Annotated in this window: 15 protein-coding genes; 9 read left to right on the top strand and 6 right to left on the bottom strand. The window is 70.6% G+C overall.

Going from position 1 to position 14,550, the window contains the following annotated elements; genetic code table 11:
- Together ACFYW1_RS18060 and ACFYW1_RS18055 are read right to left on the bottom strand one after the other, a co-directional pair.
- Positions 1-141, bottom strand: a 141-nt coding sequence (locus tag ACFYW1_RS18060; RefSeq protein WP_388993402.1) for a YciI family protein, incomplete at its 3' end; no start/stop codon positions are given.
- Positions 142-242: 101 nt separating this feature from the next.
- Positions 243-821: a TetR/AcrR family transcriptional regulator gene (locus ACFYW1_RS18055; protein ID WP_388993378.1), complete on the bottom strand. Its 579-nt coding sequence runs from the start codon at positions 819-821 to the stop codon at positions 243-245.
- Positions 822-911: 90 nt separating this feature from the next.
- Here ACFYW1_RS18055 and ACFYW1_RS18050 point away from each other — a divergent pair, with 90 nt between their 5' ends.
- From ACFYW1_RS18050 to ACFYW1_RS18040, 3 genes are all read left to right on the top strand, one after another.
- On the top strand, positions 912-1,358 hold the full coding sequence (locus ACFYW1_RS18050) for an anthrone oxygenase family protein (RefSeq protein WP_388993375.1): 447 nt from the start codon (positions 912-914) through the stop codon (positions 1,356-1,358).
- A gap of 161 nt (positions 1,359-1,519) precedes the next feature.
- On the top strand, positions 1,520-1,936 hold the full coding sequence (locus tag ACFYW1_RS18045; protein ID WP_388993372.1) for a DUF4267 domain-containing protein: 417 nt from the start codon (positions 1,520-1,522) through the stop codon (positions 1,934-1,936).
- 102 nt (positions 1,937-2,038) lie between these two features.
- Positions 2,039-2,719: an O-methyltransferase gene (locus ACFYW1_RS18040; RefSeq protein WP_388993369.1), complete on the top strand. Its 681-nt coding sequence runs from the start codon at positions 2,039-2,041 to the stop codon at positions 2,717-2,719.
- Positions 2,720-3,092: 373 nt separating this feature from the next.
- On the opposite strand, the gene ACFYW1_RS18035 is transcribed toward ACFYW1_RS18040, so the two are convergent.
- Positions 3,093-3,488, bottom strand: a complete 396-nt coding sequence (locus ACFYW1_RS18035; RefSeq protein WP_388993367.1) for a VOC family protein — start codon at positions 3,486-3,488, stop codon at positions 3,093-3,095.
- Positions 3,485-4,477, bottom strand: a complete 993-nt coding sequence (locus tag ACFYW1_RS18030; protein WP_388993364.1) for a TIGR03620 family F420-dependent LLM class oxidoreductase — start codon at positions 4,475-4,477, stop codon at positions 3,485-3,487. Before ACFYW1_RS18030 ends, ACFYW1_RS18035 begins: the two co-directional genes overlap by 4 nt.
- A 105-nt stretch (positions 4,478-4,582) precedes the next feature.
- Between ACFYW1_RS18030 and ACFYW1_RS18025 the strand changes: the two genes are divergently transcribed.
- Positions 4,583-5,170: a TetR/AcrR family transcriptional regulator gene (locus tag ACFYW1_RS18025; RefSeq protein WP_388993361.1), complete on the top strand. Its 588-nt coding sequence runs from the start codon at positions 4,583-4,585 to the stop codon at positions 5,168-5,170.
- A 30-nt stretch (positions 5,171-5,200) separates the two neighbouring features.
- Here the strand turns inward: ACFYW1_RS18025 and ACFYW1_RS18020 are convergent, their stop codons facing one another.
- Positions 5,201-6,358, bottom strand: a complete 1,158-nt coding sequence (locus ACFYW1_RS18020; protein ID WP_388993358.1) for a nuclear transport factor 2 family protein — start codon at positions 6,356-6,358, stop codon at positions 5,201-5,203.
- Between the two features lie 95 nt (positions 6,359-6,453).
- Here ACFYW1_RS18020 and ACFYW1_RS18015 point away from each other — a divergent pair, with 95 nt between their 5' ends.
- Together ACFYW1_RS18015 and ACFYW1_RS18010 are read left to right on the top strand one after the other, a co-directional pair.
- Entirely contained in the window at positions 6,454-7,341 is an 888-nt protein-coding gene (locus tag ACFYW1_RS18015) for a LysR family transcriptional regulator (RefSeq protein WP_388993355.1), read from the top strand.
- A gap of 223 nt (positions 7,342-7,564) precedes the next feature.
- Complete coding sequence (locus tag ACFYW1_RS18010; RefSeq protein WP_388993352.1) at positions 7,565-8,353, top strand: IclR family transcriptional regulator; 789 nt, start codon at positions 7,565-7,567, stop codon at positions 8,351-8,353.
- Positions 8,354-8,434: 81 nt separating this feature from the next.
- Here the strand turns inward: ACFYW1_RS18010 and ACFYW1_RS18005 are convergent, their stop codons facing one another.
- Positions 8,435-10,732: an FAD-dependent oxidoreductase gene (locus ACFYW1_RS18005; protein ID WP_388993349.1), complete on the bottom strand. Its 2,298-nt coding sequence runs from the start codon at positions 10,730-10,732 to the stop codon at positions 8,435-8,437.
- A 433-nt stretch (positions 10,733-11,165) separates the two neighbouring features.
- Here ACFYW1_RS18005 and ACFYW1_RS18000 point away from each other — a divergent pair, with 433 nt between their 5' ends.
- The 3 genes from ACFYW1_RS18000 to ACFYW1_RS17990 all read left to right on the top strand — a co-directional run bounded on the left by ACFYW1_RS18000 (position 11,166) and on the right by ACFYW1_RS17990 (position 14,418).
- Positions 11,166-12,113, top strand: a complete 948-nt coding sequence (locus tag ACFYW1_RS18000; protein ID WP_388993343.1) for a carbohydrate ABC transporter permease — start codon at positions 11,166-11,168, stop codon at positions 12,111-12,113.
- The gene (locus ACFYW1_RS17995) at positions 12,110-13,033 is read left to right on the top strand and encodes a carbohydrate ABC transporter permease (RefSeq protein ID WP_388993340.1); all 924 of its coding nucleotides are present in this window, start codon (positions 12,110-12,112) and stop codon (positions 13,031-13,033) included. Before ACFYW1_RS18000 ends, ACFYW1_RS17995 begins: the two co-directional genes overlap by 4 nt.
- Before the next feature lie 83 nt (positions 13,034-13,116).
- On the top strand, positions 13,117-14,418 hold the full coding sequence (locus tag ACFYW1_RS17990; protein ID WP_388993337.1) for an extracellular solute-binding protein: 1,302 nt from the start codon (positions 13,117-13,119) through the stop codon (positions 14,416-14,418).
- The last annotated feature ends 132 nt before the right edge of the window (positions 14,419-14,550 follow it).

Genomic DNA, 14,550 nt, shown 5'->3' with positions numbered 1-14,550 from the left:
CTCACCGTCGTCGGCGAAGGTCGGGCCCCGGGCGATCAGTTCCTTGGCGTACCGGTCCATGTAGGACCAGTGCCTCTCCAGCAGTTCCTCGCGCAGTGCGCGGGAGTCCGGCCGGTCTCGGTGGTAGCAGAAGTACTCCATGGTCACAGACCCTTCCTCGCCCGAGGGCGCCGTTTCAAGCGGCTTTGGCGTCGAAGGCTTTTGTGTTCCGATCGGAACAGTGTTCTGTCGGGCGGGGTGTGTCAGGTCATGGCGAGTCGGTCCACCAGTAGTTGCACTCTCTGTTCGGTGTCTTCCGGGGGCAGTCGTCCCGATCGGGTCAGGGTCGCCACTCCGTGGAGGGATGCCCAGAACACCTCGGTGAACAGTCCTGGGGCGGTGCCGTTGCCGGCGGCTCCTTCGAGGGACTCCTGCAGGGCGGCGAAGGCGTCCTTGAGGGGTTCCGGGGTTTCTTCCTGTGCGTATGCGAGGCCGCCGTCGAGTTGGAAGAGGGCGTCGTAGACCGCCGGGTTGCGTGCGGCGAAGTCGAGGTAGGTGCGGGCGAGGGCGGTGACCCGCTCGCGGGGGCCGTCCGCGGCGGCGGTTGCGGCCCGTACTTCTGCGGCCATTTCGGTGGCGCCCTGGAGGGCGACGGCGCCGATGATCTCGCGTTTGCCACGGAAGTGGCTGTAGAGGACGGGCTGGCTGTATTCGATGCGTTCGGCGAGGCGGCGGGTGGTGACCGCGTCCCAGCCCTGTTGCTCGGCGAGTTCGCGGGCCGTCGCCACGATGAGGCGTTCGCGCTCGGCTCGTTCGCGCCGCTTGCGTTCCTGTACCGACATGATCCGATCCTAGCACCGCTAGACATACGAGCGGCAGCAGTACTAGCGTTGACTCACTGGCTAGCAACGCTAGATCCCGGGAGGATCACCATGCTCGATGCGCTCGAGATCGTCACCACCGTGACAGTCGGCGTGATGGTGGGGGTGGAGTTCTCCGTCGCCTTCGTCATCGGCCCGATCCTCAACGCCCTCCCGGAGGACAGCCGCCAGCTCGGCCATGCCCACGGGGGGCGGATGCTCGGCGCCGTGATGCCGTTCTGGTACATCGGCTCGCTCGCCCTCGTCGGCATCCGGGCCGGTACCGGGTGGCACCACCCCGGCACCGGTCTCCTCGTCACCGCCGGCGCGCTTCTGCTCCTGAGCGTGGCCATGTCGGTCCTGCTGCTCGTCCCGATCAACAACCGGAACAAGACCTGGACCCCCGAGAACCGGCCCGAGGACTGGAAGGAGCAGGTGAACCGCTGGGAGCGCCGGCACTACGTCCGCGTCGCCGTCCTCGTCGCCGCCTTCGCCCTGCTGGTCACCGCCCTCCTCTGAGGCCACGGGCCCATCCGCCCGGCAGCCGGCGCGCACCCGGAGCGCGGCAGCCGCAGCCCAAGAAGCCCTGCCCCCCTCCCCCGGGCAGTCACGCATCCGCACCATGCCGGGTCGCCGGGTCCGCCGGAGGACCCGCCCCCGAACTCCGAAGGAGAAGCACCATGTCGCTGAAGAACGCCAACAACGCCCTGGCCATCGCCTGCACCCTGTTCGTCCTCTACCTCGGGCTGTCCTTCATCCTGACCCCCGGGGCATCCGCTCCCGGTGTCGGCCTGCCGAGCTGGCCCGAAGGCGACGGCGGCGGCTTCCTCGTCATGAAGGGCATCCGTGAATTGTCGATGGGCCTGGTCATCGGCGCCCTGCTGGTGACGGGCCACCGCCGCGCCCTGGGCTGGGTCCTGCTGATGGAGGCCGTCGCCCCGTTCGGCGACATGATCAACGTCCTGGCCCACCACGGTTCCACCGCCGCCGCGTTCGGCATTCACGGCCTGACCTCGGCACTGGTCGCGCTCACCGGCCTGCTGTTCCTCCGCGAGACCGGCAGCGCCCGCAAGGTCCCCGCCCCGGCGCCCGCCTGACGGCCGCATGCGGGCTGCCGCGGTTGCCCACAAGTTCGCCGCGACCCCGGGAAGTGTAGTGTTCGCACTGGTCAGGCAGTAAGTATCGAAAAGGAACTCACTATGTCGCAGGATACCTGGTCGGCTGTCGACACCTACTTCAACGGGCATCTGGTGGAGGAGGACGAGGCGCTGACCGCCGCCCGCGAGAGCTCCGTCGCCGCAGGTCTTCCCGCGCACGAGGTGGCCCCCAACCAGGGCAAGCTGCTCCACCTGCTGGCCCGGCTCGGGGGCGCCCGCCGGGTGCTGGAGATCGGGACGCTCGGCGGGTACAGCACCATCTGGCTGGCCCGCGCGCTCCCCGAGGGCGGGCGCCTGGTGACGCTGGAGGCGGACCCGGTGTGTGCGGCGACCGCTGCCGCGAGCATCGCCCGTGCCCGGCTCGGCCATGTGGTCGACGTGCGCGAGGGGCGGGCCGCGGAGACCCTGCCGCAGCTGGCGCAGGAGATGCGGGAGCGGGGGACGGAGCCGTTCGACCTGGTCTTCATCGACGCCGACAAGCCGTCCAACCCGGAGTACCTGGAGTGGGCCCTGCGTCTGACCCGGCCCGGCAGCCTCATCGTCGGGGACAACGTCGTGCGCGACGGCGCGGTGGTCTCCCCGGACACCGGTGACGCGCGGGTGGACGGCGTGCGCCGTTTCGCCGAACTGGTCGGCGCCGACCCCCGCCTGGAGGCCACCGCGCTCCAGACCGTCGGATCCAAGGGCTACGACGGCTTCCTGGTCGCGCTCGTCACCGGCTAAGGGCCGTCCCGTAGTCCCCGGTGGATCAGCGCACGGCGTCAGATGCGGTGCATCGCAAGGCGGAGGGGCGTCCGCATACTGGATGTATTCGGACGTTCCGACAACGCAGCGAGGAGTGGGGTCTCCCCTGCTCGAGCGCAGCCGAGAGCTTGGGGAAGTAGGTGTCGTCGTGCGCCCGCCGGGGATTACGGGACAGCCCTTAGGCCCGCCGCCCGGACTCCAGCCCCCCGCTCCCCGGCCGGCCGGTCCCGTCACCGCCTTCCCGGCGGCCCGGTCGCCCGCCCGGCCGGGGAACCCGACCACGACCGGGCCGCCCCGCCCAGGGAGTTGACCCCGCAGCCACCCGGCTTTCCCCCGGCCCGCGCCCGCGTGCTCAGCCCGCGGGCGCGGATGTCGCGGCGCGTTCGGCGGCGCTGCGCAGGACGCAGAACTCGTTGCCCTCGGGGTCCGCGAGGACGGCCCAGCCCGTGCCGTCGGGTTCCCGGCGGTCGGTGACGAGGGTGGCGCCGAGGCCGAGGAGGCGCTCGACCTCCTTTTCGCGCGAGGTCTCCGGGCGCAGGCACAGGTGGATTCTGTTCTTGGCGGTTTTGGGTTCCGGTACCTGGTTGAAGTACAGCAGCGGGCCCTGGGGCGGCATCACCGCTGTTTCCGGGGTGCCGGGTTCGGCTTCCGGGTGCAGGGGGCTGTCGAGTACGCGGCTCCAGAACAGGGCCAGTTCGTGGGCGTCGGCGCAGTCGATCGCCACGTTCTGTATCACTGATGAGGTCATGGGTGTGAGCCTGCCCCGGCGGTGTCCGGTCCGCCACCGGCCGGAAGGGGGCGGTGTCGTTCGTTTCTGGTGGCCGGGCGGGGTGTGAGGGCGGGGGCGAGTTCGCGCCATTCTCGTCGGGGCAGTCCGGTCGGGTCGGCGGTCAGTACCTGCAGGCAGACGTGGTCGGCTCCGGCCTGCAGGTGTTGCTGTACGCGTCGGTGGATGGTTTCGGTGTCCCCGTGGGCGACGATCGCGTCCACCAGGCGGCGGCTCGGGCCGCCGGTGATGTCCTGGTCCCCGAAGCCGAGCCGGCGTATGTTCGCCTGCTGGTGCGGGGCCGCCAGGTATCCGGCGACGTGTGCGGTGGCCACTTCCCGGGCCCGGTCGGGGTCGTGGTCGAGCACGACGGCCTGTTCGACCGCGAGGCAGGCGTGGGGGCCCATGATCCGGCGTGCCCGTGCGGTGTGTTCGACGGGTACGAAGTAGGTGTGTGCGCCCCAGGTGCGTTCGGCGGCCAGTTTCAGCATTCTCGGGCCCAGGGCGGCCAGGAGGCGGGGCGGGGCCGGGTCCGGGTCGGGGCCGTGGGCGGGTGAGGCGTCCATGGCTTCGAGGTAGGAGCGCATGGTGGTCACGGCTCTGCCGCGGGCCGGTACGGGGTAGCCGTCCACGGTGTGGACGGTGTCGTCGACGCGGTGTCCGCCCAGGCCCAGGACGTAGCGTTTGGGGAATGCCTCGCCGAGGGTGCGGGTCGCGGCGGCGGTGGTCACGGGTTCGCGGAAGGCGATGTTCGCGATGCCGGATGCGACGGTGATGCGGCGGGTCGCCGAGAGCAGCAGCCAGGCCTGTCCCACGGTGTCGCGGCCGAAGGCCTCTCCGTACCAGAGGGCTCCGTAGCCCAGTTCCTCGATCTCGGCGGCTGATTCCCGTACCAGGGTGGCGGGGTGCCGTTCGTAGGCGAAGGTCCAGATTCCGGTTCGGCCGAGTGCCGGTGGTGTGCTGTTGGGCATGGGTGTCCCCCCATCCGTACCGGAGAGGTTCTCCGGTTGGCGCCCGCTACGATACGGAGAACCTCTCCGCATGGCCAGCGGGGGTGTGGACCGGAAGGCGGGGCGATGACGACGGGACAGGGCGGCGCCCGATCCGCGAGGCGCACGGACGCGCTCCTGAACCGGGAGCGCCTGGTGGCCGCCGCGTACGAGGTGTTCGCCGCAAACGGCCCGGGGGCCTCCCTCAACGAGATCGCCCGCCGGGCCGGTGTGGGGCCGGGAACCCTGTACCGGCATTTCCCGAACCGTCAGGCCCTGCTGACCGCGGTGCTGCGGGACCGGGTCGGGGTGCTGTGCGCACGGGCGGAGCGGCTGGGTGCCTCGGGCAGTGCCGACGAGGCCCTGGAGCAGTGGCTGGAGGCGTTCTTGTCCCATGCCCGTGCCCATCAGGGGATGGGCAGTGTGCTGTTGCTCGACGGGTCCGGCGCGCCGGATCTCGACTGTCACCGGCCGATCCTGGAGGCGGCGGCCGGTCTGCTGGGCCGGGCGCAGCAGACCGGCAGTGCCCGTGCGGATCTGACGGCCGGGGACCTGGTGCGGCTCGTCGTGGGGATCGCGTTGTCCACGGCCGGTGACGAGGATGCCGGGCAGGCGCGCCGGCTGTTGTCCCTGGCGCTGGACGCGGTGCACGGCAGGGCGCGCGGGGGTGTGTGAGCCGCGTGGCGGAGGCGGTGTGAGGTTCCGTCAGGGGCTGCGGTGGTATGCCTTGTTGGCGATGCGCCAGCCGTTGTCGGTGCGGACCAGCAGGAAGATGTCGGTGAAGGTGTCCGTTCCGTGCGAGAGGGTCATGGTGGCGGTGGCGACGGTGCCGTGGACGTCGAGGGTGTCGATGCGGCGGGTGCGGGCCGGTTCGTCGGGGGCGGGGTGGCCGGGGAAGAGGGTGCGGTAGTCCTTCAGGGGCCAGGAGACGAAGGCGCCGTCGCGGATTCCCTCGATGCGGGCGGTGGGCAGGAACGCGTCGTGGAGGTGGGCGGGGTCGCCGGTGGCGTGGGTGCGGATGTAGGCGTGCAGGGGTTCGAGCACGGCGGCGGGTGCGGCGGGGGCCGTGGCTGCGGCGGCGATGTCGGCTTCGGGGTCGGCGGGGGTGTGGGCGAGGCCGGCCGCGCTGCGCAGGGGGGTGTTCGAGGCGGCGGCCAGCAGGTTCATGTCCTTGGTCAGTGCGCCGATGGTGAACTCGGCGGGGGTGGTGGCCGGTTCGCCGGTGAGGAGGGGTCGTTTGGGGCCGGCCAGTGCGCCGAGCCGGCCGAGTTCGAGGATGTCCAGTACCTGGTTGCGGGGCAGGCCGAGGGCGTCGGCCTGGCGCAGTGAGTCGCGCAGTGCCAAAACCGCGCCGGCGAGGCTGTTGTTGGCGATCAGTTTGAGTGCGGCGGCGGTGCGGGCGTCGTCGACGCGCAGGGGGGTGCCGAGGGTTTCCAGGACCGGCCGGGCCCGGTCGAGGGTGTCCTGGGGGGCTGCGGTGAGGAGGTGCAGGGTGCCGGCGGTGGCGGCCGGTACGGAGCCGAGTACGGGGGCGTGGATGTAGGAGGGGCCTGTCCGCAGGGCCAGTTCGGCTGCTTCGGCGGGGGCGATGGTGCTGGTGTTCAGCACGATGGTGTCCGGGCGCAGTGAGTGGCGGACGGTGTCGAGGACGTGTCGGCAGGCCGGGCCGTCGAAGAGGGCCAGGAGTACGAGGCCGGCTTCGGCGACGGCGTCGTTCGGGTCGCCGGCCGTGCGGTGTGCGGCCGGGTTTTTTCCGGAGCGGGTCCAGCCGATGACGTCGTGGCCCCGGGCGGTCAGGCGGGTGGCGAGGGCGTTGCCCATGCGGCCCAGGCCCAGGACGGCGACGGTGTGCGGTGTGGTCATGGGTGTCAGGGTCGTGCACCGGTGGGGCTGCGACAAGCGCGGGTTTCGCAGGGCCGGCATGCGCAACTCGCATGGCTGGTGGGCATACTGGCGTGGTGGATCTGACGGTGTGGCGGACTTTTGTGAGTGTGTGCCGGCTGGGGTCGCTGTCGGCGGCGGCGGCCGAGCTCCATCACACGCAGTCGGCGGTCTCCCGGCAGATCGCGGGGCTGGAGCAGCGGCTCGGTGTGGTGCTGGTGGAGCGTCATGCGCGCGGGGTGCGTCCCACTGCGGCCGGTGAGGTGTTCTGTCGTCATGCCCTGGTGGTGCTCAATGAGGCGGAGCGGGCGGTGCGGGCGGTGCGTGATGTGCGGGAGGGGGTGTCCGGCCGGCTGCTGGCCGTGGGTGCGACGCCTTCGCTGGCGGCGGGGATCGTGCCGCAGGCCATCGGGGGGCTGCTGGAGTCCAGGGCCGTCCGGTGGAGTCTGCTGCCCGGGCTGAGTGCGCAGTTGCACGAGCGGGTGGTGGCCGGTGATCTGGATGTCGCCGTGGTCACCGATGCGCCGCCGGGGCTGGTGCGGGATGTGCGGGTGGAGCGCCGGCTGCTCGGGCTGGACGAGATGGTCGTGGTGCTGCCCGTGGGGCATCCGCTGGCCGGGCGGGGTCCGGTGGACGTGCGGGCGCTGGCCGGGGAGGTCTGGGCCGAGGACAACGACGGTTCGGCGGCGTTGTTGCGCCGGCATGCGGCCCGTGCGGGGGTGGGGGTCCGGATCGATCTCGCGGCGGCGGATCTGCCCGGCAAGCTGGCTCTGGTGGCGACGGGTCATGCCATCGCGCTGGTGCCGGGGGTGCTGGCCGGTGCGCTGCGGGCGGATGTCGTGGCGGTGGCGCTCGTGGATCCTCCGAGGCGGGGTGTCCATGTGCTGATGCCGCGTCGTGATCCCCATCCTTGTGCGGGTGTTCTGTTCGACCGGCTCGTGGAGGTGTTCGGGGGGCGGGGGTGAGGGGTGGGGGTGAAGGGGTGTTCCGTGGCGGGGTCCGGGCCTGTGGGGCGGGGGTGTTGTGTGCCGGTGGTGTCGGTGGGGTGTGCGGTGGTGGGGGGCTTGTGGGCGGGGGGCGGGGGCGGTATTTGTTCCGGCTGCGGGTCGGTGGTTTTCAGGAACGGTGCGGGACCGGCACGGTATGCTGATGCAGATTGTGCAAGCGATTTGCAAAATGAGGAGGGTCATGGTTACTCGGTCGGCCGACGCCGGTACGAACCAGAGTGTCGAACGAGCGGTCTCGGTGCTGCGCGCACTCGACTCCGGCCGTGCTGAACTGCGTGTCTCCGATGTCGCCGAGCTGACCGGGCTGGGCTCCTCCACCACGTCCCGGCTCCTGTCCACCCTTGAGCGCCTGGACATGGTCGAGCGCGATCCGGTCAGCAATCTCTACCGGCTCAGCCTCGGGATGCTTCCGCTCGCCGCCACCGCCCTGAACCGCCATCCCGTCCACCGGGCCGCCCGTATGGTCCTCCAGGACCTCGCCGGCCGCACCGGGCTGGGGGCGAACGTCGCCATCCGCCGCGGCACCGAGCTGATGTTCCTGTGCAACTTCGAGGGGACCCGTGCCCCGAAGTCGTACACGCAGGCCGGGCACAGCGCCCCGCTGCACGCCACCGGCATCGGCAAGTGCCTGCTGACCGGGCTGGCGCCCAAGGAGCGCCGCAGGCTGCTTCCCGAGCCGCTGGCGGCGCACACCGAGTACACGACCACCAGCCATGACCTCCTGGACGGCGAGATCGACACCGTGCGGCGCACCGGGTATGCCGTGGAGGCCGAGGAGCGTGCCCTGGGGCGTGCTTCGCTCGCCGCGCCGGTCCGGGACGCCTCGGGCGAGGTCGTCGCCGCGATCTCCCTGTGGGGGCCCACCTCCCTGCTGGGCGGCCGGGACGAGGCCGAGGGGCAGCGGCCGGCCCTGACCCGTGAGGTCATCGAGGCCGCCGACGTCATCAGCCAGGCGCTCGGCGCCCTCTGATCCGCCCCTGCCCCGCGCGCTTCGCAGAAGGGGGGGAAGGCCCTGCGGCCTTCCCCCCCTTCTTTCTTTTCCGTCTGCCCGTTACGCGCCGTAGGCCTTGAACGCGATCACGTGGGCGTGCCGTGCCCCGTGGGTGGCGTCCACGACCAGGCGCAGCGCGTCGGTGCGCACGGGGTTGCCGTCGGTGCCTTCGAGGTGGTGCACGCGGTGGCGGCGGCGGTTGCCGGTCACGGTGAGCAGGGTGTGCCAGGTGCCGTCGGGCTCGCGGCTCTGGATGCGGTAGTCGCGGACCAGTTCCGGCATGATCTCGAACGGGGTGCGGTGGCGGTGCAGGTTGTTGAGGTATTCGTCGACGTCGTCGTCGAAGACCACGCGTGTCTCGGTGAGCTGCTGCTGGTGGTCCCATTCCAGGAGCAGCCACTGTTCGGCCCGGCCGGGGTCGGGCAGGGGGGCGGAGGACCACATCTGGGGGCCCTTGTAGGGGCGCTGGTATCCGCCGACGGCCCGCTGGGGCAGGAAGGCGGTGGTGTCGGGGGCGGCGCGGAAGGCGAAGGTGTGGCGGCGCAGGCCGCGGGCCTGCCATTCCAGGACGAGCTGGCCGTCCTCCTCGGGGATGTCGTGGTCGACGGCTGCGTCTCCTTCGGCCTTGCTGCGCAGGGCGAGGACGCCGTCGGTGCGTTCGGGGAGCAGGACCAGGGCGGTGTCCGGGCAGGCGCGGACGATCAGGACGGCGTTGTGGGGGGTGTCGGGGTGGTGGTCGAGGCGGGCGGTGACCCAGTGGGGGCCGTCGGCCGGTGCGGTCACGGTGGTGGTGAGCAGGTGGTCGGTGGGCACGGCGTTCTCGGGGCGGCCGGTGCTCCACAGTTCCACGGTCAGTTCGCGGGCCTGGCCGGGGGCGCCGTGGACGAGCAGGTCGACCGTGTCGAGTGCGGGGTCCACCGGGAGGAGCAGGGCGAGGTCGCGGGTGAGGGGGCAGGGCTCGCCGGGGGTGGTGGGTGCGGGTTGGGCGGCCAGGCGGTTTTGGTGCGATGAGGCGCTGACGCGGGCGGTGCGGGCGAGGTTGTCGGGGTCGTCGTCGGCGAGGCCGATGACGGAGGCGTCCTGGCGCAGGAGGGTGCGGCGGACCAGGTCGGGGTGTTGGGTGGCCAGTTCGCGGGGGGTGAGGTTCTGGGCGGTGCACAGGGCTGCGGCGGTGCCGGCGGCTTCGCCGAGGGTGGCGCAGGTGGCCATGACGCGGGTGGCGCCGAAGGCGATGTGGGTGGCGGAGATGTTGCGTCCGGCGAACAGGAGGTTGGTGACGTTGGCGGAGTACAGGCAGCGCAGGGGTATGTGGAAGATGCCGTCGGCGTAGCGCTGGCGGGCGCCGGGTTCGTCGGCGTACATGCCCTGGGCGGGGTGGAGGTCGACGGACCAGCCGCCGAAGGCGACGCGGTCGGTGAACTGGCGTTGTTCGAGGATGTCCTGCTGGGTGAGGACGTGGTCGCCGAGGAAGCGGCGGTATTCGCGTTTGCCGGGGAGGCTGCCGACCCATTCGAGGGTGAGGTTCTCGGCGTCGGGGAACTGGCCGGAGTTCTTGATGTGGTCCCAGATGCCCATGATGACGGCCTGGAGTTCGTCGCGGATGCGTTCGTTGTCGTGGACGGTGTCGAGTTCGCCGCCCCATTCGATCCACCAGTAGTCGCAGCCGTTGTCGCCGGTGCGCAGGACGCGGTTGCGCAGGATGGGGGTGGTGGTGAGGTCGCGGGCGTAGGCGGGGGGGACGAATTTGACGGGGCGGCCGGTGTCCTTGGTGTGGAAGAGGATGGTGGAGCCGAGGAGGGCTCCGTCGGCTTCCTCGGGGGCCCAGGGTTCGCCGAATTCGGTTCGTGCCTCGCGGCCGATGCGGTGGTGGGCGCCGGCGAGGTGGCCGAGGAGGCCGTCGCCGGTGCAGTCGAGGAACTGCCGGGCGTGGAAGGTGATGCGGCGTTCGGAGCCCATCATCCAGCCGGTGCAGGAGTGGATCCGGCGTGCGTCGTCGGGGCCGGTGGCGTGGGCTTCCCGTACGTCGGTGTTGAGGTAGAGGTCGATGTTGGGTTCGGCGTGTACGGCGTCGAGGACGACCTGGTCCCAGTAGTAGGGGTTGCCTTCGGGGTTGCGGTACTGGTTCTCGGTGTACAGCTCGCCCATGATGCCGGTCTCGCGGGCCCAGCGGTGGACGCCGTGTGCGGTGGCGCCGCAGACCCAGACGCGGATCTCGCTGCTGGCGTTGCCGCCCAGGACGGGCCGGTTGTTGACCAGGGCGACGCGTCGGCCGAGGCGGGCGGCCGCGATGGCCGCGCAGGTGCCGGCCAGGCCGCCGCCGATGACGGCGATGTCGTAGTGGGCGTCTTCTTCCCGCACGGGGCGGCCTCCTTGGTGTGAAGCTCGGGTACTCTCCGGCGTAACGGAGCGCCTTGAACGTACATCACATGCATATTGTGCAACCACTATCCAGCTAGTGGGATGTGCTGTAGATTTCCGGCGCAGTCGACAATGCCGTCGCCGTGGGCCGACGGCTGGATTCGACCTGTTCGGCGATGCCGCCGTCCTGCTATGGAACCGGCGTTTCGCCAGCCAGAAGGGTTGACGCCGTCGCGCGATATGGAGAACGATCCCGCATGCTGCAACTTGCGTTCAATGGAGCATGCATGGCCTTCACACAGGGACCCGGCCGGGACAGGGGACGGGGCGCTTCCGCGCCCGCGCCCGGCCGCGCCGCGCCCGCCCTCCCGCGCGCGGCCCGTCGTGCCATGCCCCGCACCACCGCTCCCGCACCGTTCGAGAGGACACATCCATGAGTACGGCCGCACCTCCTCACAAGGCCGCACCCCCCCGCACAGCCGCCGAGCGCCGCGGGCGCTCCGGCGGGCGGCTCTCCAACGGCGCGTTCGCACTGCTGCTGACCGCACCGGGACTCGCCCTGTTCGCGACGATCATCATCTATCCGCTGATATCGGCGCTCTTCACGGGTTTCTTCAAGCAGGACCTGCGGCTTCCGGGCCGTGAGTTCGTCGGCCTGGAGAACTTCACGCACTGGCTGGACGGCGACTTCCTCACGATCCTCAAGCAGACGATGGTCTTCACCGTCGGCGCGACGATCCTTCCCTTCGTGATCGGCTTCGCGCTCGCCCTCGCGCTGAACTCGGGCCTGAAGGGCAGCGGCTTCCTGCGCGGCCTGTTCCTGTTCCCGTGGGTGATCCCCGGGGTGGTGGTCTCCTTCCTGTGGATGTGGATCTTCAACGCGAACTACGGCGTGCTCAACGGCGTCCTGATGAAGGCCGGGATCATCGAGGAGTCGATCTCCTGGCTCGGCCAGCCCGGCACCGCCATGCTCGCCGTCATCATCACCAAGACCTGGGCGAGCTTCCCCTGGATGATGGTGATGCTGCTGGCCGGCCTGCAGACCGTGCCCAGGGAACTGCACGAGGCGGCCGCGATGGACGGCGCCGGCGCGGTACGGCGCTTCTTCGCCGTGACCTGGCCCCAGGTGCGCGGGGTCGCCTCGATCGTGCTGCTGCTGGAGTTCATCTGGAACTTCCAGCACTTCGACACCATCTACGTACTCACCGGCGGCGGCCCGGCCGGCTCCACCGAGACCTTCGCGACCGCCGTGTACCAGACCGCCTTCAAGGGCTTCGACATCGGCCGGGCGACCGCCCTGGGCGGCCTGTGGATGCTGCTCCTGCTGCTCCTGGTCGTCGTCTACATCCGGATCACCGAGCGGAAGGGCGACGCCCGATGACCTCCACCACCTCCACCACCCCGCTGTCGCACACCGGCCGGCACCGCACCCGCACCGCCCCCGCCGGACGCACCTCGCGCCGCCGGATCCGCAAGGACCTGCTGCGTTCGCGGATCGCCGCCTGGAGCGCCGTCCTGGTGATCGGCGCGTTCGGCATGCTGCCGGTGTACTGGCTGCTGGCCACCGCCCTGAGCAGCCCCGAGCAGACCTTCCAGTTCCCGCCCAGGCTGATCCCCACCGAGATCACCTTCGACAACTTCACGGCCCTGGCCGAGAACGAGCAGCTGATCACATACCTGGTCAACTCCCTGATCGTGGCCTCGATCACCGCCGTGCTGAGCGTAGTGGTCGCCACGTACATGGGTTATTCGTTCTCCAAGTTCCGCTACCGGGGGCGGCGCTCGCTGATGCACCTGGTACTGGCCTCCCAGATGTTCCCCCAGGCACTGCTGCTGGTGACGCTGTACGCGGTGTTCTCCAGCTTCGGGCTGCTGAACACGTACACCGCCCTGGTGCTGTCCTTCACCACGTTCACGATGCCGCTGTGCGTGTGGATGCTGAAGGGCATCTTCGACACCATCCCCGACGCCCTGCTGGAGGCCGCCTCCATCGACGGCGCCTCACGGTGGCGGACGCTGCACTCGGTGGTGGCGCCGCTGGCCGCGCCCGGGATGATCGCCGCCGGCCTGTTCGCCTTCGTGCGCGGCTGGAACGACTTCATCTTCGCCGTGACACTGGCCGACAAGGAGAAGCAGACCCTGCCCCCCGGCCTGGTCTCCACCTACATCGGCGAGTTCCAGACCGCCTGGCCCGAGCTGATGGCCGCCTCGCTGGTCGTCTCGGTCCCGGTGGTCATCGCCTTCATGTTCCTCCAGCGCTACCTCGTCGGCGGCATGACCGCCGGCTCGGTCAAGAGCTGAAGCCCGCGGGCCCCGCACCCCGCACCCCTCCCCCCACCTGCTTGCCCCCCCTTTCCGCCCACTCCCCCATCCATGGAGACACCATGACCACCTCTGGCATCAGCCGGCGCGGCGCGCTGCGCATGCTCGGCCTCGGCACGCTCGGCGTGGCAGGCGCCGGCGTGCTCGGCGCCTGCGCGCCGTCCGGCGCGAGCTCCTCCTCCAACGGAGGCGACACGAAGTCCAAGGACTTCGACTTCACCTCCTGGTCGCTCAACGAGGAAGCCGCCAAGCCCTCGATCGAGAAGATCATCAAGGCATGGGAGAAGGCAGAGGGCTCCAGGATCCGCGCGGTCTCCTACCCCTACAACGAATACCTGAGCCAGCTCACCCTCAAGCTCGGCGGCGGGGAGACCACCGGCGCGGTGCACCTGGACATCGCCTGGCTGGCCGCGGTGGCACAGATGGGCAAGCTCGCCGACCTGAGCCCGGTGGCCCTCAAGGGCGGCTACACCAACGTGGCACTGGACAGCGGCATGTACGACGGCAAACAATACGGCCTGCCGTGGAACACCGGCTCGATCGGTGTGATCGCCAACTCCAAGCTCCTGGCGAAGGCCGGCATCAAGAAGCACCCCACCACCATCGAGGAGTTCGAGGGCGCACTGCGGGAACTGAAGGCACTGGGCGGCGGCATCGTGCCCTACGCCGCGGCCACCAAGGTCGCCCAGCTCAAGGACATCTTCCCCTGGATGCAGACCTTCGGCTGCACGCTGCTGGAGGGCAGCAAGGTCACCATCGGCGACGACGCCTCCGTCGACGCGGTCACCTGGTACAAGAAACTGCACGACGAGAAACTGATCGCCGCGGACGTGGACCGCTTCGACGCACGCGCCCTCTTCGGACAGGGCAAGGCCGCCTTCTACGACGACGCCATCATCGGCAAGGGCGTGACCTCGGCCCAGTCCAAGGACAAGACCCTGGCCGACGCGATGCAGCCGATGAAGCGCCCGGTGCTGCGCGCCGGTGACAAACCCCAGGCACTGCTGTGGGGCGGCGTGATCGCCATCGTCAAGGGCAAGGGCCAGGACGCGGCAACACAGTTCGCCCTGCACGCCACCTCCGACCGCGCCACCACCACCCAGTACTTCACCGAACGCGCCCTGCCGCCCTCGACCACCGCGGGCCTGTCCGACCCGAAGGTCGCCGAGGACACCTTCACCACCCAGTGGACCGAGAAGATCACCGACACGGCCACCGGCAGCCCCTTCTGGCAGTTCGCACAGAACGCCCAGATCGAAGAGGCCGTGGCCAAGCAGGTCCAGGCCGTCCTGGTGGGCAAGGAAAAGCCCAAGGACGCAATGAAGAAGGCCGCCGAGGAGGTCACCGACCTCATCAAGCGCTGAACCCTCGGCCGGCACCCCCGGGGGGGGGGGGGGGGGGGGGGGGGGGGGGGGGGGGGGGGGGGGGGGGGGGGGGGGGGGGGGGGCGGGGGCGGCGGGGGGCCCCGCGAGTGAGATAGGTAGGAAAATCGTATA

Source organism: Streptomyces sp. NPDC002669 (genome assembly GCF_042889165.1).
Taxonomy (GTDB): domain Bacteria; phylum Actinomycetota; class Actinomycetes; order Streptomycetales; family Streptomycetaceae; genus Streptomyces.
Note: the sequence above shows the minus strand (reverse complement) of the source record. Positions and strands in the feature narration are given on the sequence as shown.

Excerpts from the sequence above, each read along its gene's own strand:
- ACFYW1_RS18055 (WP_388993378.1), bottom strand. The coding sequence starts at position 821 with ATGTCGGTACAGGAACGCAAGCGGCGCGAACGAGCCGAGCGCGAACGC.
- ACFYW1_RS18050 (WP_388993375.1), top strand. The coding sequence starts at position 912 with ATGCTCGATGCGCTCGAGATCGTCACCACCGTGACAGTCGGCGTGATG.
- ACFYW1_RS18045 (WP_388993372.1), top strand. The coding sequence starts at position 1,520 with ATGTCGCTGAAGAACGCCAACAACGCCCTGGCCATCGCCTGCACCCTG.
- ACFYW1_RS18040 (WP_388993369.1), top strand. The coding sequence starts at position 2,039 with ATGTCGCAGGATACCTGGTCGGCTGTCGACACCTACTTCAACGGGCAT.
- ACFYW1_RS18035 (WP_388993367.1), bottom strand. The coding sequence starts at position 3,488 with ATGACCTCATCAGTGATACAGAACGTGGCGATCGACTGCGCCGACGCC.
- ACFYW1_RS18030 (WP_388993364.1), bottom strand. The coding sequence starts at position 4,477 with ATGCCCAACAGCACACCACCGGCACTCGGCCGAACCGGAATCTGGACC.
- ACFYW1_RS18025 (WP_388993361.1), top strand. The coding sequence starts at position 4,583 with ATGACGACGGGACAGGGCGGCGCCCGATCCGCGAGGCGCACGGACGCG.
- ACFYW1_RS18020 (WP_388993358.1), bottom strand. The coding sequence starts at position 6,358 with ATGACCACACCGCACACCGTCGCCGTCCTGGGCCTGGGCCGCATGGGC.
- ACFYW1_RS18010 (WP_388993352.1), top strand. The coding sequence starts at position 7,565 with ATGGTTACTCGGTCGGCCGACGCCGGTACGAACCAGAGTGTCGAACGA.
- ACFYW1_RS18000 (WP_388993343.1), top strand. The coding sequence starts at position 11,166 with ATGAGTACGGCCGCACCTCCTCACAAGGCCGCACCCCCCCGCACAGCC.
- ACFYW1_RS17995 (WP_388993340.1), top strand. The coding sequence starts at position 12,110 with ATGACCTCCACCACCTCCACCACCCCGCTGTCGCACACCGGCCGGCAC.
- ACFYW1_RS17990 (WP_388993337.1), top strand. The coding sequence starts at position 13,117 with ATGACCACCTCTGGCATCAGCCGGCGCGGCGCGCTGCGCATGCTCGGC.